Source organism: Streptomyces sp. 12E (genome assembly GCF_055633275.1).
Map to the genome: position 1 here is coordinate 2,932,501 of NZ_JBVNCJ010000001.1, position 19,526 is coordinate 2,952,026.

The 19,526-nt window shown below is 72.4% G+C and carries 16 protein-coding genes, 1 rRNA gene and 1 pseudogene (1 of these 18 running past the window's edge); 4 read left to right on the top strand and 14 right to left on the bottom strand.

Features of this window, described 5'->3' with window-relative positions:
• A 16S ribosomal RNA gene (locus ACZ8ZB_RS13655) occupies positions 1 to 153 on the bottom strand; it reaches 1,374 nt to the left of the window's first position.
• Positions 154 to 712: 559 nt separating this feature from the next.
• On the bottom strand, positions 713 to 1,720 hold the full coding sequence (locus ACZ8ZB_RS13660; RefSeq protein ID WP_470737986.1) for a stage II sporulation protein M: 1,008 nt from the start codon (positions 1,718 to 1,720) through the stop codon (positions 713 to 715).
• Positions 1,721 to 1,868: 148 nt separating this feature from the next.
• On the opposite strand from ACZ8ZB_RS13660, the gene ACZ8ZB_RS13665 reads away from it, so the two are divergent.
• The gene (locus ACZ8ZB_RS13665; RefSeq protein ID WP_470737987.1) at positions 1,869 to 2,831 is read left to right on the top strand and encodes an RDD family protein; all 963 of its coding nucleotides are present in this window, start codon (positions 1,869 to 1,871) and stop codon (positions 2,829 to 2,831) included.
• 20 nt (positions 2,832 to 2,851) lie between these two features.
• On the opposite strand, the gene ACZ8ZB_RS13670 is transcribed toward ACZ8ZB_RS13665, so the two are convergent.
• Both ACZ8ZB_RS13670 and ahcY read right to left on the bottom strand, forming a co-directional pair.
• Positions 2,852 to 3,466, bottom strand: coding sequence for a hypothetical protein (locus ACZ8ZB_RS13670; RefSeq protein WP_470737988.1), 615 nt, complete (start codon positions 3,464 to 3,466; stop codon positions 2,852 to 2,854).
• A gap of 150 nt (positions 3,467 to 3,616) precedes the next feature.
• Positions 3,617 to 5,074 (bottom strand): adenosylhomocysteinase, encoded by a 1,458-nt coding sequence (gene ahcY, locus ACZ8ZB_RS13675; RefSeq protein WP_470737989.1) that lies wholly within the window; start codon positions 5,072 to 5,074, stop codon positions 3,617 to 3,619.
• A 339-nt stretch (positions 5,075 to 5,413) separates the two neighbouring features.
• Between ahcY and ACZ8ZB_RS13680 the strand changes: the two genes are divergently transcribed.
• Positions 5,414 to 5,560 (top strand): hypothetical protein, encoded by a 147-nt coding sequence (locus ACZ8ZB_RS13680; RefSeq protein ID WP_470737990.1) that lies wholly within the window; start codon positions 5,414 to 5,416, stop codon positions 5,558 to 5,560.
• 90 nt (positions 5,561 to 5,650) lie between these two features.
• Here ACZ8ZB_RS13680 and ACZ8ZB_RS13685 read toward each other — a convergent pair whose 3' ends face one another.
• From ACZ8ZB_RS13685 to ACZ8ZB_RS13715, 7 genes and pseudogenes are all read right to left on the bottom strand, one after another.
• Positions 5,651 to 6,631 carry a cation diffusion facilitator family transporter gene (locus tag ACZ8ZB_RS13685; RefSeq protein WP_470737991.1) on the bottom strand — a complete coding sequence of 327 codons (981 nt, stop codon included), beginning with the start codon at positions 6,629 to 6,631 and terminating at the stop codon, positions 5,651 to 5,653.
• Positions 6,632 to 6,775: 144 nt separating this feature from the next.
• Positions 6,776 to 7,927 carry a mannose-6-phosphate isomerase, class I gene (manA, locus tag ACZ8ZB_RS13690; RefSeq protein ID WP_470737992.1) on the bottom strand — a complete coding sequence of 384 codons (1,152 nt, stop codon included), beginning with the start codon at positions 7,925 to 7,927 and terminating at the stop codon, positions 6,776 to 6,778.
• 97 nt (positions 7,928 to 8,024) lie between these two features.
• Positions 8,025 to 9,152 carry an SIS domain-containing protein gene (locus tag ACZ8ZB_RS13695; RefSeq protein WP_470737993.1) on the bottom strand — a complete coding sequence of 376 codons (1,128 nt, stop codon included), beginning with the start codon at positions 9,150 to 9,152 and terminating at the stop codon, positions 8,025 to 8,027.
• A 67-nt stretch (positions 9,153 to 9,219) separates the two neighbouring features.
• Positions 9,220 to 9,390: a Trm112 family protein gene (locus tag ACZ8ZB_RS13700; protein ID WP_470737994.1), complete on the bottom strand. Its 171-nt coding sequence runs from the start codon at positions 9,388 to 9,390 to the stop codon at positions 9,220 to 9,222.
• Between the two features lie 187 nt (positions 9,391 to 9,577).
• A complete protein-coding gene (locus ACZ8ZB_RS13705; RefSeq protein WP_470737995.1) occupies positions 9,578 to 10,942 on the bottom strand; it encodes a phosphomannomutase/phosphoglucomutase in 1,365 nt (454 codons plus the stop codon).
• A 37-nt stretch (positions 10,943 to 10,979) separates the two neighbouring features.
• Positions 10,980 to 11,354, bottom strand: a pseudogene (locus tag ACZ8ZB_RS13710) (L-lactate permease); the annotation flags it as partial.
• A gap of 2 nt (positions 11,355 to 11,356) precedes the next feature.
• The gene (locus ACZ8ZB_RS13715) at positions 11,357 to 11,779 is read right to left on the bottom strand and encodes a DUF3499 domain-containing protein (RefSeq protein ID WP_381230604.1); all 423 of its coding nucleotides are present in this window, start codon (positions 11,777 to 11,779) and stop codon (positions 11,357 to 11,359) included.
• Positions 11,780 to 12,062: 283 nt separating this feature from the next.
• On the opposite strand from ACZ8ZB_RS13715, the gene ACZ8ZB_RS13720 reads away from it, so the two are divergent.
• Entirely contained in the window at positions 12,063 to 12,521 is a 459-nt protein-coding gene (locus ACZ8ZB_RS13720; RefSeq protein WP_470737996.1) for a metallopeptidase family protein, read from the top strand.
• A gap of 111 nt (positions 12,522 to 12,632) precedes the next feature.
• Here the strand turns inward: ACZ8ZB_RS13720 and ACZ8ZB_RS13725 are convergent, their stop codons facing one another.
• From ACZ8ZB_RS13725 to ACZ8ZB_RS13735, 3 genes are all read right to left on the bottom strand, one after another.
• Positions 12,633 to 14,141 (bottom strand): DUF5719 family protein, encoded by a 1,509-nt coding sequence (locus ACZ8ZB_RS13725; protein ID WP_470737997.1) that lies wholly within the window; start codon positions 14,139 to 14,141, stop codon positions 12,633 to 12,635.
• Complete coding sequence (locus tag ACZ8ZB_RS13730; protein WP_470737998.1) at positions 14,138 to 17,812, bottom strand: glycosyltransferase family 2 protein; 3,675 nt, start codon at positions 17,810 to 17,812, stop codon at positions 14,138 to 14,140. The genes ACZ8ZB_RS13725 and ACZ8ZB_RS13730 overlap by 4 nt, the downstream gene beginning before the upstream one ends.
• Positions 17,813 to 18,016: 204 nt before the next feature.
• A complete protein-coding gene (locus ACZ8ZB_RS13735) occupies positions 18,017 to 18,280 on the bottom strand; it encodes a WhiB family transcriptional regulator (protein WP_003975777.1) in 264 nt (87 codons plus the stop codon).
• A 719-nt stretch (positions 18,281 to 18,999) separates the two neighbouring features.
• Here ACZ8ZB_RS13735 and ACZ8ZB_RS13740 point away from each other — a divergent pair.
• Positions 19,000 to 19,506 carry a cysteine dioxygenase gene (locus tag ACZ8ZB_RS13740; RefSeq protein ID WP_470737999.1) on the top strand — a complete coding sequence of 169 codons (507 nt, stop codon included), beginning with the start codon at positions 19,000 to 19,002 and terminating at the stop codon, positions 19,504 to 19,506.
• Positions 19,507 to 19,526 lie beyond the last annotated feature (20 nt).

The following is a 19,526-nucleotide window of genomic DNA, read 5'->3' on the forward strand; positions in this document are numbered from 1 at the left end:
TTTCCAGGGCTTGTCCCAGAGTGCAGGGCAGATTGCCCACGTGTTACTCACCCGTTCGCCACTAATCCCCACCGAAGTGGTTCATCGTTCGACTTGCATGTGTTAAGCACGCCGCCAGCGTTCGTCCTGAGCCAGGATCAAACTCTCCGTGAATGTTTACCCGTGATCGGGTTGCACATCACGAGAGCGGAACCACCGGAGGAATGATCCGGCGGTTCACAGCGTCCTCGCTGTGTGTTTCTTCAAAGGAACCTCAACCCGATCGAACCGACCGGGTCGGGGTATCAACATATCTGGCGTTGACTTTTGGCACGCTGTTGAGTTCTCAAGGAACGGACGCTTCCTTCGTACTCACCCTCTCGGGCTTTCCTCCGGGCGCTTCCCTTCGGTCTTGCGTTTCCGACTCTATCAGATCTTTCCGACCCGATTTCCTCGGTGCTTTCCGGGGTCCCGCTTCCGCGTTTCCCTTTCCGGCGGTTCCGACTTTATCAGAAGTTTCAGGACGGGCTGACCGGCCTTCGTTTTCCGATTTATCGGGAGGTGCTTCTTCGAAATCAACGTTTCGACGAGAAGCCGACAGATGCTCACTGTCGCCTTCCGGGTCAGACCCGGTCTCCAGGCAACTGTTTGAATCTACCTCCCCACCGGACCCGTGTCAACGGCTCCTGCGGGGCGAAGAGGAGACTAGCAGCTCAGCGGACCCTCATGCACATCAGGCAGCCGTGGGCACGTCGGCGCTGCGTTCGAATGCCTCCAGGTCACCGGTCTCACCGGCGCGCGCCGCACGTCCGCCCAGGATGTAGACGTAGGCCAGGAAGGCCAGCTCGGCGACGACTCCGATGGTGATGCGCGCCCAGGTGGGCAGGCCCGACGGAGTGACGAAGCCTTCGATGGCGCCGGAGACGAAGAGGACCAGGGCGAGGCCGATCGCCATGGCCAGGGCTGCCCGGCCTTCTGCCGCCAAGGCTGTGCGCCGGGTGCGGGGACCCGGGTCGATGACGGTCCAGCCGAGGCGGAGACCGGTGCCGGCTGCGACGAAGACCGCGGTGAGTTCCAGGAGACCGTGCGGCAGGACGAGACCGAGGAAGGTGTCGAGACGGCCGGCGGAGGACATCAGACCGAAGCCGACACCCAGATTGAGCATGTTCTGGAAGAGGACCCAGAGGACCGGCAGGCCCAGGAAGACTCCCAGGATCAGGCAGAGGGCCGCGGCCCACGCGTTGTTCGTCCAGACCTGGGCGGCGAAGGAGGCCGCGGGGTGGCTCGAGTAGTACGTCTCGTACTGGCCGCCGGGGCGGGTGAGCTCGCGCAGCTCGCTGGGAGCCGCTATGGACGCCTGCACTTCGGGGTGGGTGCCTATCCACCAGCCGAGGAGGGCCGCGACAGCTGTGGAGAGGAGTGCTGTGGGCACCCACCAGTGGCGTGCCTTGTAGACGGCGGCCGGGAAGCTGTGGGACAGGAAGTCGGTGACGTCCCGCCAGGAGGCGCGGCGGGCGCCTGCCACGGCACTGCGCGCGCGTGCCACCAATTGGCTGAGCCGGCCGGTCAGCTGCGGGTCGGGGGCCGCCGACTGGATCAGGGAGAGATGGGTGGCCGTGCGCTGGTAGAGGACGACGAGTTCGTCGGCCTCCGCGCCGGTGAGGCGGCGCTGGCGCCGGAGCAGGGCGTCGAGGCGGTCCCACTCCGCGCGGTGGGCGGAGACGAAGACGTCGAGGTCCATCGGTGTGCCTGCTCCTCGGCTGTTCGTCGGCAGTCGGCCTGACTGGTGGAAGGATGATCAGCTTGATCGGCTGGTCGTACTGCGGTGCGATGTGCCATCAGCTTGGCAGACTGGCGGTGTCCGGGGCAGGCGGGGAAGGGTGACGGGCGTGAGTGAGCTGGTGACGGGCGAGGCGGTGGCGTTGGAACTGCGCCCCGCGAGGCTGCCCAGCAGGGCGCTGGCCGTGCTGCTCGATCTGGTGGCGGCCGTGGCCGTCTACATCGTGGTGACCATCGCTCTGGTGGCTGCCACGGCCTCGCTGGACGAGGCGGCGCGGGCGGCGATCTCGATCGCCTTGTTCGTCCTCGTGCTGGTCGGTGGACCGATCCTGGTCGAGACGCTCAGCCATGGACGGTCGCTCGGGAAGATGGCCTGCGGGCTGCGGGTGGTGCGGGACGACGGGGGGCCGATCCGGTTCCGGCACGCGCTGGTGCGGGGCCTGATCGGTGTGATCGAGATCCTGATGACGCTCGGGGTCGTGGCCTGCGTCGCGTCCCTGGTGTCGGCGCGGGGGCGACGGCTCGGGGACGTGTTCGCGGGGACCCTGGTCGTGCGGGAGCGGGTGCCGGCCGGGCAGGCGGGGTTCGTGGCGCCGCCTCCGCCGTGGTTGGCCGGGCGTTTCTCGGGACTCGATCTGTCTGCGGTGCCCGATGGCCTGTGGCTCGCCGTCCGGCAGTACCTGACGCGGATGGGGCAGCTCGATCCGCAGGTCGGCTGGTCGATGGCGGAGCGGCTGGCCGTGGACCTGGCCGAGCGCACGGGGGCGCCGGTGCCGCCGGGAGTGCCCCCTGCGGCGTATCTCGCGGCGGTGGTGCAGGAACGGCAGGTCCGGGAGGCCCGGCGGGCGTTCGGACACGGACCGGCCGGGGACGGCGCGGCCGCAGGGACGGCTGGTTCGGCGGGCGTCCATGTCCCGCCGGCGTATCCCGCTGCGACCGTGGCACCGGATGCGCGGCCGGCCCCGTATCCGTCGGCGGATCCAGGAGCCGTGGTGCGTGGGGAGCGGGCCGTGCCGCCGCAGGAGGGACCGTCGGCCGAGCGGCCGTCGACGGGGTTCGCACCACCGGCGTAGGTGTCTTCGAAAGGCACCGGTCAGTCGAACACCGACGGGGGCGATTCGAGGTCTTCCAGCTCGATGCCGGGAGCCGCGAGGACCACGTCCCCGGCGAGGTGCACGGAGTGCTGCTCTCCCGTGTCCAGGGCTGTGACCTGGTATTCGTCCACGGTCAGGGGGCCGTTGTCAGTGGTGTGTGCTTCTCTCTTCACCAGCGCCCAGGACTGGTCCAGGGTGCGTGGGGCGAGAACCGGGTCCGTGAAGGCGACGAGGCGTACGCGGGTGGCCGGTGCCGAGGGGGTGAGGCGCAGGAGGCGGGCGGTGGCGACGAGGAAGGCGGGGGACGAGCCGGTGAAGGCGTGGGCGCGCGCATTGCCTTCGGTGGCGTGGTCTCCGGTGGGGTCGGTGCGGACCCAGGTGACGCCGTCGAGGGCGGCGCCGCGGACCTGCCAGCTCGCGGCGTGGAGTTCGAGGCGGATGGGGCGGCCGAGTTCGTCGAGGGCGAGGTCGACCGAGCCCAGGTGATCGCCCGAGGGGGCGGTGAGCTGGGAGACGTAGCGCCAGCCGGAAGGGCCGGGGGCGCAGTGGAAGTGTTCTTCTGCGAGGGGGGTGTGATCGTGCGGATCGTGGAGCGAATAGCGGCCGCGGGGCATGGGGGTCCTGGGTCGTGACGGGCTGGGCCGGTCTCCGGTCCGCGCATGGGGCAGGCCCCCGGCACGGGGGTGCGGGGGCCTGCCTCGAAGGACCTGCTGCCGGGGAGCGCGTCCGTGCTCGGACGGGCTCCCCGGGGTGGGAGCGTGGGCTCAGTAGCGGTAGTGGTCCGGCTTGAACGGGCCCTCGACCTGCACGCCGATGTACTCGGCCTGCTCCGGGCGGAGCGTGGTCAGCTTGACACCGAGTGCGTCGAGGTGGAGGCGGGCGACCTTCTCGTCGAGGTGCTTGGGCAGCACGTAGACGCCGGTCGGGTACTCGTCGGGCTTGGTGAACAGCTCGATCTGGGCCAGGGTCTGGTCCGCGAAGGAGTTGGACATCACGAACGACGGGTGGCCGGTGGCGTTGCCCAGGTTCAGCAGGCGGCCCTCGGAGAGGACGATGATCTTCTTGCCGTCGGGGAAGGTCCAGGTGTGGACCTGCGGCTTGATCTCGTCCTTGACGATGCCGGGGACCTTGGCGAGACCGGCCATGTCGATCTCGTTGTCGAAGTGGCCGATGTTGCCGACGATGGCCTGGTGCTTCATCTTGGCCATGTCCGAGGCCATGATGATGTCCTTGTTGCCGGTCGTGGTGACGAAGATGTCGGCCTTGTCGACGACCTCGTCGAGCGTCGTGACCTGGTAGCCGTCCATCGCGGCCTGCAGGGCGCAGATCGGGTCGATCTCGGTGACGATGACGCGGGCTCCCTGACCGCGCAGGGACTCCGCGCAGCCCTTGCCCACGTCGCCGTAGCCGCACACGACCGCGGTCTTGCCGCCGATCAGGGTGTCGGTGGCGCGGTTGATGCCGTCGACCAGGGAGTGGCGGCAGCCGTACTTGTTGTCGAACTTCGACTTGGTGACGGCGTCGTTGACGTTGATCGCCGGGAACAGGAGGGTGCCGTCGCGCTGCATCTCGTACAGGCGGTGGACGCCGGTCGTGGTCTCCTCGGTGACACCGCGGATCTCGGAGGAGAGCTGGGTCCACTTCTGCGGGTTCTCGCCCAGGGTGCGGTTGAGCAGTTCGAGGATGACGCGGTGCTCGTCGGACTCGGCGGTGTCGGGCGAGGGGGCCTTGCCGTCCTTCTCGTACTCGACGCCCTTGTGGACGAGGAGGGTGGCGTCACCGCCGTCGTCGAGGATCATGTTGGGGCCGCCGGTGGGGCTGTCGGGCCAGGTCAGCGCCTGCTCCGTGCACCACCAGTACTCCTCGAGGGTCTCGCCCTTCCAGGCGAAGACGGGGACGCCCTGGGGGTTGTCGGGCGTGCCGTTCGGGCCGACGGCGATGGCGGCCGCGGCGTGGTCCTGGGTGGAGAAGATGTTGCAGGACGCCCAGCGGACCTGAGCGCCGAGGGCGACCAGGGTCTCGATGAGGACGGCGGTCTGCACGGTCATGTGCAGGGAGCCGGTGACGCGGGCGCCGGCCAGGGGCTGGGCGTCGGCGTACTCCTTGCGGATCGCCATCAGGCCGGGCATCTCGTGCTCGGCGAGGGTGATCTCCTTGCGGCCGAACTCGGCCAGGGAGAGGTCGGCGACCTTGAAGTCCTGTCGGCTGTCGACAGTCGTCATTGCGAGCTGCTCCTCGGGGTGTGGGTCGAGGTGGGTACGGCTGGTCTGCGCGGCGGCGGACACAGGAGTGCCCGAGGAGGACACAGGCATGCCCGCGTGCGCGCAGCGCAGTCCGTCGGAGGCCCTCTCTCCCTCGGCCGGTCCGCGGTGGACCGCCCGACCGCCATCAGCAGCGACGTCTGGCTCCGTCCCAAGCTACACCGACCGGCCGGGCCGACCCCAGTCTGCCCGCGTACACATCAGGCCGATCTGGCGAGCGTCCCGCCCCCTTTCCCGCCGGCCGCACCCCGTGCGGACGGGCCGTGCGGCACGGCGCCCGTGCGGGCGGTGCGGAACCGGGTGAGGGAGGACCGCCTGGATGTGGTGCTGCTCACCAGGGTCACGCTGTCCGGTCCGCCGATGGCGATCGCGGGCCTGATCGGTGTGCCCGCGGGCGGGCTGCGGCCGGCGGAGTGCGGTACGCGGTGGCGGTCCGCGCGTTTCTGACGCGCGGCGCCGCTCCGGACGACGGAGGGGCCCGCCGGTGCGGCGGGCCCCTCCGTCGTGCGGTCCTGCGGTTCCCCGCGGGGTCGGGCCTCAGTGGGCGGTGCCGTGCGGCGCCGGGCCGCCGGGGGTGGCCTCGGGGTCGGCGCCCTTGGCGGCTTCGGTCTCGCTGTAGATGTCGGGCTCGAGGTAGATCACGCGGGCGATCGGGACGGCCTCGCGGATACGGGACTCGGCGGCGTCGATGGCGGAGGCGATCTCGGTGGCCGTGCCGTCGTGCCGGACGGCGATCTTCGCGGCGACCAGCAGTTCCTCGGGACCGATGTGGAGGGTGCGCATGTGGATGACGCGGGTGACGGTGTCGCCGTCGACGACGGCGGCCTCGATCTTCCGGGTCGCCTCGGGGCCCGCCGCCTCACCGAGCAGCAGCGACTTCGTCTCGACGGCGAGGACCAGGGCGATCAGGATGAGCAGGACGCCGATGCAGAGGGTGCCGATGCCGTCCCAGACGCTGTCGCCGGTGGCCAGGGCCATGCCGACACCGCCGAGGGCGAGGATCAGGCCGACGAGCGCGCCGAGGTCCTCGAGGAGGACGACCGGCAGCTCGGGCGCCTTGGCATGGCGCACGAACTCCTTCCAGGAGCGCCCGCCGCGCAGGGCGTTGGACTCCTTGATGGCGGTGCGGAAGGAGAAGCTCTCGGCGATGATCGCGAAGACGAGGACGCCGACCGGCCAGTACCAGTGCTCCAGCTCGTGCGGGTGCTTGATCTTCTCGTAGCCCTCGTAGAGGGCGAACATGCCGCCGACCGAGAACAGCACGATGGAGACGAGGAAGGCGTAGATGTAGCGCTCGCGGCCGTAGCCGAAGGGGTGCTGCGGGGTCGCCCGGCGCTGGGCCCTCTTGCCGCCCACCAGCAGCAGCCCCTGGTTGCCGGAGTCGGCGAGCGAGTGCACGGACTCGGCGAGCATCGACGAGGAGCCGCTGAAGAGGAACGCCACGAACTTCGCTACCGCGATCGCGAGGTTGGCGGCGAGTGCCGCCACGATCGCCTTGGTGCCGCCTGACGCGCTCATGTGTCCGCGTTGTCCCTTCGTACTCCGTGTGGGCCCGGGCGGACGTGGGTGCACGCCTGCCCGGGGTCTCGTCCGTCCTTCGACGGTGGGCCATTGTTGCAGCCCGGTTCTGCGACGGCGTGTCAGGGAGCCGTCACAGGACGGTCAGACGACGACGGTGGCCCTGAACAGGGTTCCGGTACCCGACACCTCGGCCTTTTCACCCGAAGGGACGAAGACGGAGGTGCCCGGGGTCAGTTCGTGCTCGCCCGCCCGTACGGAGCCGGCGGTGCAGAGCAGGATCTGCGGGGCGGTCAGGGTGAGGTCGTGGGTGGTGCCGCCCGCGGGGAGGACGTAGCGGGAGAGGCGGAACTCGTCGATGGGGGTCTCGTAGACCTCCTCGCCGTCCGGGCCGGCCTCCGGGCGCAGTACGCCGGGGTCGCCGGCCTCGAAGCGGACGATGCGCAGGAGCTCGGGGACGTCGACGTGCTTGGGGGTGAGGCCGCAGCGCAGGACGTTGTCGGAGTTGGCCATGATCTCGACGCCGAGGCCGTCGAGGTAGGCGTGCGGGACGCCGGCGCCGAGGAAGAGTGCCTCGCCGGGCTGGAGCCGGACGTGGTTGAGGAGCATGGCGGCGATGACGCCGGGATCGCCCGGGTAGTGGTGGGCGATGTCGGCGTACGGGGCGTACGCGCCGCCGAGGCGGTCGCAGGCGGCGGCCGCCTCCGTGACGGTGCGGCTCATCTCGTCGGGGTCGGCGGTGAGGACGGCGGTGAGGACCTCGCGCAGGGCCGCCTCTTCGGGATGGGCGTGCAGCAGGTCGACGTACGGCTTGAGGGAGTCGACGCCGAGGCCGTCGAGGAGTTCGGCGGCGCGCCGCGGGTCGCGGAAACCGCACAGGCCGTCGAACTCGGTGAGGGCGCAGATCAGCTCGGGCTTGTGGTTGGCGTCCTTGTAGGTGCGGTGCGGGGCGGCGACGGGGATGCCGCGGCGCTCCTCGTCCGCGTAGCCCTCCTTCGCCTGGGTCAGGTCGGGGTGGACCTGGAGGGAGAGCGGGGCTCCGGCGGCGAGGAGTTTGAGCAGGAAGGGCAGGCGGGGGCCGAACCTGGCGACCGCGTCCGGGCCGAGTTCCCGCTCCGGGTCGGCGTCGATGACCTCGACGAGCGTGCCCCGGCCGGTGCGCGAGGGCGCGCCGGGGTGGGCGCCCATCCACATCTCCGCCTGCGGCTCGCCGGTCGGTTCGGTGCCGAGCAGCCGCGGGATGGCGGTGGTGGAACCCCAGGCGTAGGGGCGGATGGTGTTGTCGAGGCGGTCCATGGGGTTCTCTGCGTTCCTTCTGCCGGTTCTCGTGCGGGCAGGCGCGGTGCGGGCCGTGCGTCCGCGCGGAGGGAGGATCAGGTGTTCCCGGGCATGATCAGGCTCTCGAGGCGAGCGCCAGGTAAACGGCGGCGAAATCCGTGACGGCGATCAGTTCCGCGAGGGTCTCCAGTTCGCCGCCCGCCTCCGGTTCCAGCTCGCTGATCGGCGTGTCGTGGGTGAGGGCCAGGTCGCGGGCGGCGGGGGCGGCGGTGAGGCCGCCGATGGGACGGTCGCGGAGCAGCACCACGCGCGCGTGCAGGGCGGGCGCCTCTTCGACGCGGTCGCGGAAGAAGTCGTCCGGGTCCGCACGGGCGGCGAGCCGGCCGGCCAGCAGGGCGCTGTGCGCGGCGAGTGCCTCGGGGAGTTCGGCGACGACGGCGGGGGTGCCGGAGAGTTCGGCGAGGGCGGCGGCGAAGCGGCGGCCCGCGGGCCCGGCCGAGGTCCCCTCGGTCCATACGACGGGGAGCGTGTCGGCGAGTTCGGCGGCCAGGGTCTTGGCGGGGTTGCTGTACGTCGCGATGGCCGGGCCGCAGCGTTCGGCGATGCCGTCGAGGCGGTCGGCGATCTTCTCCAGGGCGTCCGGCGGGGCGGTGAGCAGGCCGGTGCGGTCCAGGAGTGCGAGCAGCGGGGTGAGCAGCGCCCACAGGACGCCGGGGGTGGAGGCCGCGAGGGGTTCGTCCTGGTCGTAGGGCGCGGCGGCCATGGGGACGAACAGGCTGTGGGAGCCGCCGACGGCCTCGGCGAGCGGGGTGCGGGCGGGGGCGACGGCGACGACGGTGCAGCCGCGGCGGTAGGCCTGCTCGAAGAGCACGGACAGGCCCGGTTCGGTGCCGTCCGGGGTGGCGATGAGGAGCAGGTCCACGGAGCCGGCCCAGCCGGGCAGGTCCCAGCGCAGAGCGCCTGCCGCGGGGGCGACGCCGGTGGGTGCGAGGCGGGTGACGGGGCTGCCGGCTCCGGCCAGGGTGCCGAGGAGGTCGGCGGTCTGGGTGGCGGCGGCGCCGGGGCCGGCGATGAGCACGGCTCGGGGGCGGCCGTCGGGCTTCAGGTCGTTGACGCCGGCCTCGGCGGCGTGCCGTACGGCGGTGCGGACGCGGGCGCCGGCTTCGGCGGCGCCGCGGAGCAGGGCGTGGCGGTCGGCCTCGGCGAGGCCCTCCGGTGAGTCGAGCAGCGATTCGTCGAGCATGGGCGGCAGGCTCCGATCTCCGATCGGCGGGGCGTCGTCGGTGCGCGGGGCGGTGGACGCGCGTCGGTCACTCGGGGCGGCGGGCCTCGTCGACGAGGAGTACCGGGATGCCGTCGCGGACGGGGTAGGCCAGGCCGCAGTCCTGGCCGGTGCAGATCAGTTCCGTGTCCTGCTCCTTGAGGGGGGAGTGGCAGGCCGGGCAGGCGAGGATCTCCAGGAGGCCGGCTTCGAGTGGCATGGGGGTCCCTTCGCTGGGTGGATGTGCTGGTCAGGGTACCGCCGGTGGGCGGTGAGCGGCGCGAGCCGGTGCCTGCCGGGTGCGCCACGCCGGTGTGGGCCGGGGGTGGTCGCGCGACCGGCGCGGACGGGGTGCCGTCGCGCCCTCCCGTGCCGCCCCGGCCGCACGACTGTCCGCGGCCACGGGGTTACGACCGGATGATTCCCAGGGCCTCGTCGCGGATTCTGGTCATCGTCGCCTCGTCCCTGGCCTCCGCGTTCAGCCGGAGGAGGGGTTCCGTGTTGGAGGGGCGGACGTTGAACCACCAGTCGGGAGAGGTGACGGTGAGGCCGTCCAGGTCGTCGAGGGTGACGCCGTCGCGGCCCTCGTAGGCGGCCCTGATCGCGGCGAGGCGGGCGGTCTGGTCGTCGACGGTGGAGTTGATCTCGCCGGAGCCCGCGTACCGGTCGTACTGGGCGACCAGGGCCGACAGCGTGCCCTGCTGGCCGCCGAGGGCGGCGAGGACGTGCAAGGCGGCCAGCATGCCCGTGTCGGCGTTCCAGAAGTCGCGGAAGTAGTAGTGCGCGGAGTGCTCGCCGCCGAAGATCGCGCCGGTCCTGGCCATCTCGGCCTTGATGAAGGAGTGGCCCACGCGGGTGCGCTCGGGGGTGCCGCCGTTCTCCCGTACGACCTCGGGGACCGACCAGGACGTGATCAGGTTGTGGATGACCGTGCCCTTGCCGCCGTTGCGTGCCAGCTCGCGGGAGGCGACCAGGGCGGTGATCGCGGACGGGGAGACCGGCTCGCCCCGCTCGTCGACGACGAAGCAGCGGTCGGCGTCGCCGTCGAAGGCGAGGCCGAGGTCGGCGCCCTCCTCGCGGACCCGCTTCCGCAGGTCGACGAGGTTGGCCGGGTCGAGGGGGTTGGCCTCGTGGTTGGGGAAGGTGCCGTCGAGTTCGAAGTACATCGGGACGAGGGTGAGCGGCAGGCCGGAGAAGACCGTCGGGACCGTGTGCCCGCCCATGCCGTTGCCCGCGTCGACGACGACCTTCAGGGGGCGGACGGAGGTCAGGTCGACGAGCGAGCGCAGGTGCGCCGCGTAGTCGTCCAGGGTGTCGCGCCGGGTGATCGTCCCCCGGGTGCCGGCCGGCTCCGGGGCGCCCGTCCCGCTCCACTGCTCGACGAGTTCCCGGATCTCGGCCAGACCGGTGTCCTGGCCGACGGGGGCGGCGCCCGCGCGGCACAGTTTGATGCCGTTGTACCGCGCCGGGTTGTGCGAGGCCGTGAACATCGCGCCGGGGAGGTCCAGGGCGCCCGAGGCGTAGTAGAGCTGGTCCGTGGAGCACAGGCCGATCTCGGTGACGTCGGCGCCCCTGGCCGCCGCCCCGCGCGCGAAGGCGCCCGACAGGCCGGGGGACGACGGACGCATGTCGTGACCGGTGACGACGGCGGTCGCGCCGGTCACCCGGACGAAGGCGGCGCCGAAGAGCTCGGCGAGGGACTCGTCCCACTGGTCGGGAACGACTCCGCGCACGTCGTACGCCTTCACGATCTGCGACAGATCAGCAGCCACGGCCAGCCCTTCCGGAAGTCCTGTCGGTCACCACAAACTACCCGTAGGGGGTGACGCTCCGGTCGGGGCCACCGAACGGGCCTTCGGAGGTCATGGAGGCCCAGGGCGGCATCCGGCCGAGCGCCGCCGTGCTCAGGCCCACCACGATCAGGCACATCACGAGCGGCGGGCCGCCCTCGCGGGCCGCCGGTTGGGCGGCCGCGCAGGCGGTGGTGAGGTTCTGCGGCGAGATCGTCCTGCCGAGGACGCCGCCGCAGCTGTGGGCGGCGGCGAGCAGCTCGGGCGACGGTCCGGGCTGCTGGGCGGCGGTCACCAGGAGGGCGCCGAAGAGGGCGTCGGAGGAGGTGTCGGAGCCGGAGACGGCGCCTCCGAACCAGCCGGGGACCGGGGACGGGAAGGCGAGGTCCGCCCCGGTCAGTTGTCCGGGGAGCGGAGGACGCGCAGGTGGCCGCGGCGTGCGACCTCCATGGGATCCGCCGTGCGGGGACCGCCGGCCCCTCCCGCCGCGCGCTCCTGGGGGCGGGCGGCCTCACGCACCGCGTTCGCAAGCGCTTCCAGGTCGTCTCCGCTGGGCTGGGCCGGGGCCGAACCGTCGAGCAGGCGGACGACCTCCCAGCCGCGCGGTGCGGTGAGGCGCTCGGAGTGCTCCGCGCACAGGTCGTAGCAGTGGGGTTCCGCGTAGGTGGCGAGCGGGCCGAGGACCGCGGTCGAATCGGCGTAGACGTACGTCAGCGTCGCGACGGCGGGACGGCCGCAGGCGGTGCGCGAACAGCGACGTACAGGGCTCACGATGTTGGACGGTACCGCACTCTTGAGCGGGCCGCGACGACTCTCCACCAGGTCACTCCACCGTGTCGCGGCGGGAAACGCCCCACATGTCCCTTTGGGCATACCTTGCCGAGCTGGGTGGACATGAGGGTTCGAGGGGCTGGTCGACACTGATTCCGGTCACCAGTTGGTACAAACACCGTCAATTGCCTTGAGTCCATCGGTCTCGGAGAGATGCGGAATCGAGCCCTACCTTGGCCGGAATGGTCATGTTGTGGCATGCCGTGCGGGTCGGCCGGAAGGCGTACGGGGATCGGGCGGGGCGGCGACGTGACGACTACGCTTCGCGGTGATGGACAGCTCTGTGACGCCCCGTGCCGCCGGATCCGGCCCCGGCCCCGGACCCCGACGCCGTGATCGCCACGGCCGGGGCATGCGCGGCCCGATCGCGCCTCCGCAGGTGCCGCTCGCCGCGAGCCGTGCGGAGACGTTCGCGGATCTCGTGCAGGACTCGGTGGAGCGGCTGGAGCGGCGGTGGCCGCAGTTGGCCGACGTCGATTTCCTGGTGCTGGACGTGCCGCGGCTGGACGGCGGGAGGGCCTGGAGCGATGATGCGGTGCCGCTGGGTGGGACCGTGGCCGCTGGTGAGGAGCGGCCGGCGCGGGTGGTGATCTATCGGCGGCCGGTGGAGATCCGCACCAAGGGTCGGGACGAGCGGGCGGCTCTCGTGCATGAGGTCGTGGTCGAGCAGGTGGCGGAGCTGTTGGGGCTGACGCCGGAGACGGTGGATCCCCGGTACGGGGAGGATTGACGGGGCCGGTGCGGGTGCAGGCGCGGTCGCGCCTGCACCCGGGGTGTCACGGGTGCGCCGCGTCGGTGCGGGCCGGGGGGTCTTCGCGCGGCCCGGCGCTTGCGGGCGGGGTCACTGCACGATCGACAGGTCCTCGTTCGACTCCGGTACCGCCACCGTCCCCCGGTCGTCCGAGAAGGGCTGGACCGTGAAGAACGGGACGCCGTTCTCCGTCGTCGTCAGCGTCCGGGACGCGTGGACCGGCGTGTCCGACTGGGGTTCCAGCGTGAGGGCGTACGTGCCCTTCACCCCGGCCGGAACCGGCGCCTCGACGTCCTGCGTGGTGCCCGACTTGATCGTGTACGTCTTCGAGGCCGCCGTACCGCCCTCGGTGCCCGCCGAGGCCGTGACCTTGATCTTCGCCGTGCCCTCGGGAGCCGTCACCGAGAGCGTCGTGCCCTTGGCCGTGTTGCCCACGGCCGTGGCACGCGTGCCGACCTGTCGTGCGGCCGGGATGAAGGCCGACTCCTGGTCGTCGCCCTTGCCGCGCAGCACCCGTACCGCCGCCACGACCGGGACGGAGCCGTCCGCCGCCGTCAGGACCAGGGAGCCCGCCTCGCCGCGCGTGACGTCGCCCAGGTCGACGGCCGTCGTCGTGCCGCCCTTCACGTGGAGGGTGTCGTGGCCGGCCGGAGTGATCAGACCGGAGGGGGAGGCCAGGCGCACCTTCAGGTCGACGCCGGCGTCGCCGGAGGTGAAGGCGACCAGGCGTACGGCGGTGGCGTCCTTCGGGATGCCGGGCAGGACGAGGCTGCCGGACGGGTCGGTCGTCGCGGGCAGCCAGTCGCCGCCCAGCCCGTCGTCCAGGGCCTGGACGACGGCGCCGACCCGGCCGCTGCGGACCACCACGTGCGCGGTCACATCGGTCTGCTTCTCGTCGGTGAGCGTCGAGAGCAGGACCGGCTCGGAGGAGTGCGGCTGGACCGTGATGCCCTCCCCCACCGTCGTCTCGAGGGCGCCGTCCTTGCCGTAGAGCTCGATGTCCACGACCGCCGCCGCGTCGTCGGGGTTGGTCAGGTGGACGTAGTCGGTGCGGTCGTCGCCGGTGCTCGTGCCGGGGAACCAGAACTCCGTGTCCGGGGCCGTGCAGGTGACGCCGTACATGCCCCGGCCCGTCCCCGCGGTGACCGTCGACGTCTGCTGCACGGTCCAGCCCGGCGCGAAGCGGCCCTCGGCGGTGCCGAGGAGGGCGGAGGAATCGCCGCCGGTCGTCTCCCCGGTGACCGGCTTGCCGGGCTCCCCGGGCTCCAGCACGGGCTTGGCGTCCTTGGCGTCCTTGTCTTCCTTGGCATCCTCGGACTTCGACTCGTCCGGCTTCCGCTCCGCGGCCGCCCGGAGTTCGGTCCTGCCCTCGTCGTCCGTGCCCTTCGTGACCGGTGTGAAGGACGTGTACGTCGTCTCGGCCAGGTCGGAGGTGCTGGGCGGGGGGCACACCAGGCTCGTGCGTTCCACGGGGAGGTGGGCCGCCGCCTTCGCCGTCCCGTCCGTGGCCTCGGCGCCCGGTGAGGACACCGCGGCGAAGCCGGTGACGGCGGCGAGCGCGGTCGCGCCCGCGATCAGGGACAGGGTGGTGCGGTTCACTGCTGGCTCCCGTCGGGACGCTCGCTGCCCGTGCCGTGGGGGTCGTACGACGTGTCGTAGCCCTGCGCGTAGTTCTGGTCGTAGCCCTGGGTGTAGGCCTGGTCGTACGGCGTCTGCTGGGCGCCGTAGGCGTACGGGTCGTACTCGCCGCCGCCCTGGGGATAGGCCTCCGCCTGGTAGGGCCGGCCGTAGGCGTCCACCGGGTACTGCCGGTACTGATCGTCCGGGTAGGCGTCCGGGTACTGCGCCGCCGCGTCCCAGTCACCGTGCTCGGGCTGGTGCGGGACGGGGGCGGGAGGCTGCTCGGACGGGTCGGGGAAGTCCTCGTCCGCGCCCGGTTCCCCGGCGGCCGGCTCTTCTGCGCCCGGTCGTCCGGCGGCGGCCTCCGCCTCGGCCTGGGCGCGCAGGCGGCGGGCGCGGCGGCCCTCACCGGCCATCGCCTCGGCGGGGACGGCCGGCTCCTCGGGCAGGTCGTCGTCGATGTCGCGGCGGCGGCCGGGCAGGGCCATGACGACGAGCACGACGGCGAGCAGGCCCTGGGCCCACAGCCAGGCGGTGTGGGTGACCGGGGCGTCGTAGGTGACGTCCAGCGTGCCGCCGGAGGCGGGGAGTTCGAAGCCCTGGGCCCAGCCGTCGACCGTCGTACGGGTCAGCGGCTTGCCGTCCAGGGTGGCGGTCCAGCCCTCGGCGGCGGTGTCGGCGAGGCGCAGGACGCGGCCCTCGGCCCCGTTCGGGATCTCGGTGTGGATCTCGACCGGGCCTGCCGCCACGGGCACGGGCCCGTCGCCGCCGTCCTTGGCGGGGACGATGCTCGCGCGCGCGACCTGCCGGTCCACCCGCCACAGCGCGCCGCCCGCCCGCTGGCTGAGCCGGGACAGGCCGGGAGTGGCGTCCAGGACGCGGGAGACCTCGCGCGGTGCGCCCGGGTGGACGAGGACGTAGCGGACGGCGAAGCCGCCGAGCTGGTCGGCCTGGTCGGCGCCGGAGCCGGCGACGAGGTTGGCGACGACCTTGTCGAGCACGGTGTTCTCGCCGTTCACCGCGGCGATCTCCGCGTCGCCCATGCGGGCGCCGGAGCCGCGGACCAGGACGTAGCCGACCCGGGCGGTGGAGTCGCTGTCGAGGACGAGGGTGCGGGCCTGGTCGCGGGTGCCGCTCTCCTCCGCGACGAACGCGGGCACCTGGACGGGGTCGCGTCGCTCGACCGGTCCGTCGGCACCGCGGATCATCCAGCCCGCGACGGCGACCAGCGGGCCGATCGCGCAGGCGAGGGCGATCAGCGCGGCGGCCGGCTGGCGCCAGCCGAAGCTCTGCTCGGCGACACGCGCCCGTGCCCCGTCGGCGCCGAGCACGGCGGCGGCCAGGACGGCGATGCCGTAGACGAGGGTGGCGGGGCCCGCCCATGCGGAGTTGTTGGACAGGACCGCGAAGACGAGGCCCACCAGGACGGCCGTCCACGCGGTGGTGATCGCCGTCCGGCGTTCGGAGCGGAGCAGGGCCGCGAGCGCGGCGAGCACCAGGCCGATGAGCAGCGGGCCGCCGACGGTGCCGGGGCCGCCCGGGCTCGCGCCGAGCAGGTCGAGCGCGGAGGCGGCGGAGGGGCCGTACTCCAGGCCCGCTTCCCGGAAGAAACCGAAGGGGAGGAGGGAGAACGACCACGGGGCGAGGACCAGCAGGGGGGTGCCCAGCTGGGCCAGGAAGCGCGGTCCGTAGGCCGGGAGGTCGGTCCTGCGCAGGGCCAGGACGCCGACGCCGAGGACCAGGGCGATGGGCCACACGATCGGGGTGAACGCCGTGGTGATCGTCAGCAGCAGGGCGTACGCCCAGGTGGCGCGCCAGCTGCCGCGGGTGTCCCCGGGGTTCGCGAGGCCGCTCGCGGCGACGCCCGCGCGGGCGGTCAGCGGCAGCAGCACGGCGAGTACGGCGGTGCCGATGCGGCCGCCGGCCAGGGCGCCGGTCGCGGCGGGGAGGAAGGCGTAGGCGACGGCCGCCCACGCGCGCAGCAGCCGGGACTCGACGAGCGGGCGGGAGGCGAAGTACGCGCTGAGGCCGGCCAGCGGTACCGAGCAGACCAGGAGGATCGTGACGGCGAGACCGGTGGAGCCGAGCAGGAGGGAGGCGAGGACCGCGACGATCGCCAGGTAGGGCGGCGCGGATCCGGTGCCGCCGGCGCCCACGGTGTGCCAGGCGTCGGTGTAACGGGCCCACAGCTCACCGGCGCCGCCGGGCACGGGGAGCAGGGCGCCGCCCGCGAGCGCGCCGCCGCCGAGGAGCTGGCGGCAGGCCGCGAGGGAGACCAGCAGCAGCACCAGGAAGAGCACCGGGCCGGGCTTGCGGGCGATGCGCTTGAGGCGGGCGAACTGCTCGACCTCCAGGAAGTCGGCGTCGTCGCCGCCGGGTCCGGACTCGACGACGCCGCCGTGGCGTCCGGCGCCGGAGGCGGCCTCGGGGTCGGAGCGGCCGACGAGGCTGCTCGCGACCTGTTCCACGGTGACGCGGACGGTCGCGCCGGGCGGCGGGAACAGCGGCCGCATCTCGCCCTTGTCGGTCCGCGGGCTGCCGCGGTGACGCCGCCCGGCGAGGATCCGTTCGGGCCGGAGCAGGGTGCCCACGAGACCGCGGATCTCGTCGACGGCCTGCCCGGGGACCTTGCCGACGAGATAGGCGAGGGTGCGGAGCAGGGTGCCGAGGACGACGCGCAGCAGCACCCAGGGCAGGGCGGCCGTGCGGGCGTTGACGAGCAGGGTGTAGACGGCGCCCGCCTTGTCCACCTTGTGCGGGGAGGCGGAGGTGCGGCCCACGCAGTCGACGGTGCGGCGCTCGCGGGAGGCGGCCTCGGCGTGCCGGACGACCGCGTCGGGGGCGACCAGGACCCGGTGTCCCGCGGAGTGGGCGCGCCAGCACAGGTCGACGTCGTCGCGCATGAGGGGCAGGTGCCGGTCGAATCCGCCGAGCCGGTCGAAGACGTCACGGCGGACCAGCATGCCGGCGGTGGACACCGACAGCACGGGCCGTACGTGGTCGTGCTGGCCCTGGTCCTGTTCGCGGCGGTCCAGGCCGGTCCAGCGGCGGCCGGAGTTGGCGATGGAGACGCCGACCTCGAGGAGCTGTCTGCGGTCGTACCAGCCGCGGAGCTTGGGGCCGACGACGGCCACGTCGTCACGGCCGAGTTCGTACTCGTTCTCCACGACGCGCAGCATCTGGGCCAGCGCGTCGGGTTCGGGCGCGCAGTCGTCGTGCAGCAGCCACAGCCACTGGACCGGCTCCCCGTGCGGGAGATCCGGCAGGTCGTAGGCGTCGTCGCGCCAGCTGCGGGTGGCCGGGTCCCAGCCGCTCGGCCGCTTCAGGTACGGCAGGTCGTCCGGCGTGAGGTGCGGGGCGCTGCGGTGGCACTCCTCGACCGCCTGGCCGAAGCCGGTGCGCCGGGCGAGGTGCAGCACGCGTTCGTCGCCGAGGGCCTCGGCGACCAGCCGGGCGGAGTCGTCCGCGCTGCCGGTGTCGGCGCCCATGGCGAACTGGACGGGGCGCTCCTGGCCGAGCAGCCCGGCGAGCGCGTCGGGCAGCCAGCGGGCGCCGTCGTGGGAGACGAGGACCGCCGTCACCACGTGACGCGGGAACTCAGGGGTGGCAGCGAGGTCTTGCCGGGCTGCCGTGTGGCTGTGCACGGACATCGAGGTACGGGCCCCGGTTCGGTGGTCTGGGGGGAACGCCTGTGCCCGACGGGGACAGCGAGGCGTCTCGGACGAGCGACCACACTATCGGCTGGCCACCAGAGCGGCCCGCCGCCTGTGGACAACCCACCCGCGACGGGCCTTAAGTGACGTATGTACGACTTGGTGTGCGCGCCGCGCGTGCGGCGGCGATGCGCCGGTCCGTCAGACGGCGGCCTTCTTCAGCCGACGGCGCTCCCGCTCGGACAGGCCGCCCCAGATGCCGAAGCGCTCGTCGTTGGCGAGGGCGTACTCGAGGCACTCGGAGCGGACCTCGCAGGCGAGGCAGACCTTCTTCGCCTCCCGGGTCGAGCCGCCCTTCTCGGGGAAGAAGGACTCGGGGTCGGTCTGGGCGCACAGCGCGCGCTCCTGCCAGCCGAGCTCCTCGTCCGCGTCGTCGACCAGCAGTTGCTGCACCAGCTCGGTCATGTGCGCCCCTCGTCCGTCCTTCGCGTCCCCGTGATCCAGCCGTTACCGATCCCGGCTGAACGACACGAGTGAAATTACAAGTGTGCTGCTCCGGGCGAGTCAAGCCGAGATCTGCTATTGGGCCCCTTATTCACTCTGCGGAACCAAGGCCGAGCCGAAAGTGTTCAAATCGTCCTAAACCTTGGCACACGTACGGGACCCGCGCGGGCCTCCCACCCCATGCGGAGTCCCCTGGGGGAGGACGCCCGGAGGGCCGATCTCGTTGCGACACCCGCATCGAAGCGAAGCGGATCACAGTCGGATCACGGGATCGCAACGACGCGCGGGGTGCCCGGTCGTGGGCTCCATGTGTCCCGGGAAACGACTGAGCAAACCTTTCACCTGTGAGATGAACCGGATGAGGTGAACCATGTCCCGCACACCAGGTGCCGGGTTGACAGTGGAGGAGTGAACCGCTGTCCTAGTGGGCATGCTCGCGAATTCGGCACTCACCTCGACCCGCCCCGCCGGGTTCCTCGGTGCTGCCCGCGCTCGCTGTAGCTGTCGCTGTTCCGGCTGTTGAGCCCTCTTCCGTAGCTCCAGCCCTCGCCGGGTCCACAGACCCGGCCCCTGTTTCCTTCGCTCCCCATCAGGGCGCTCCTCGCCGCCGTCCGCGATCCGGGCACACGCGGCGCGACACCCTCTCCCCACCGCTTATCCGCCAAGGAACCTCCGCATCCATGAACAGCGACAGCGACCTCCAGATCGCCGGCGACATCCTCGAAGTCCCGCACCTGCTCCAGCCCCCGCGCGAGCACCCGGCCACCGTGGCCGAGTTCGCCGGCCTGGCCCGCTCCCTCGCCGCCGACCGCTCCCAGTGGGAGCACCTCGTCCGCTACGACGCCACCAGCCGCTGGTACCACCGGCTGCGCACCGGCCCCGGCTACGAGGTGTGGCTGCTGTCCTGGGTGCCCGGCCAGGGCAGCGGACCGCACGACCACGGCCGCTCCGCCGGCGTGCTCACCGTCCTGGACGGCGCCCTGACCGAACGCACGGAGCGCGGCACGCGCGCGTTGACGGCCGGCGCGCAGCGCGTCTTCGCACCCGGCTACGTGCACGAGGTCGTCAACGACGCGCTGGAACCCGCGGTCAGCCTGCACATCTACTACCCGGGCCTCACCGAGATGCCGATGCACGCCTCCCCCCACTGCGAGGCGCGCACGGCGCCCGGCCCGGTGACTGCCTGACGCGAGGCCGTAGCGGCCTG

Excerpts from the sequence above, each read along its gene's own strand:
- ACZ8ZB_RS13685 (WP_470737991.1), bottom strand. The coding sequence starts at position 6,631 with ATGAGCGCGTCAGGCGGCACCAAGGCGATCGTGGCGGCACTCGCCGCC.
- manA (WP_470737992.1), bottom strand. The coding sequence starts at position 7,927 with ATGGACCGCCTCGACAACACCATCCGCCCCTACGCCTGGGGTTCCACC.
- ACZ8ZB_RS13700 (WP_470737994.1), bottom strand. The coding sequence starts at position 9,390 with ATGCCACTCGAAGCCGGCCTCCTGGAGATCCTCGCCTGCCCGGCCTGC.
- ACZ8ZB_RS13730 (WP_470737998.1), bottom strand. The coding sequence starts at position 17,812 with ATGTCCGTGCACAGCCACACGGCAGCCCGGCAAGACCTCGCTGCCACC.
- ACZ8ZB_RS13720 (WP_470737996.1), top strand. The coding sequence starts at position 12,063 with ATGGACAGCTCTGTGACGCCCCGTGCCGCCGGATCCGGCCCCGGCCCC.
- ahcY (WP_470737989.1), bottom strand. The coding sequence starts at position 5,074 with ATGACGACTGTCGACAGCCGACAGGACTTCAAGGTCGCCGACCTCTCC.
- ACZ8ZB_RS13695 (WP_470737993.1), bottom strand. The coding sequence starts at position 9,152 with ATGCTCGACGAATCGCTGCTCGACTCACCGGAGGGCCTCGCCGAGGCC.
- ACZ8ZB_RS13735 (WP_003975777.1), bottom strand. The coding sequence starts at position 18,280 with ATGACCGAGCTGGTGCAGCAACTGCTGGTCGACGACGCGGACGAGGAG.
- ACZ8ZB_RS13670 (WP_470737988.1), bottom strand. The coding sequence starts at position 3,466 with ATGCCCCGCGGCCGCTATTCGCTCCACGATCCGCACGATCACACCCCC.
- ACZ8ZB_RS13660 (WP_470737986.1), bottom strand. The coding sequence starts at position 1,720 with ATGGACCTCGACGTCTTCGTCTCCGCCCACCGCGCGGAGTGGGACCGC.
- ACZ8ZB_RS13740 (WP_470737999.1), top strand. The coding sequence starts at position 19,000 with ATGAACAGCGACAGCGACCTCCAGATCGCCGGCGACATCCTCGAAGTC.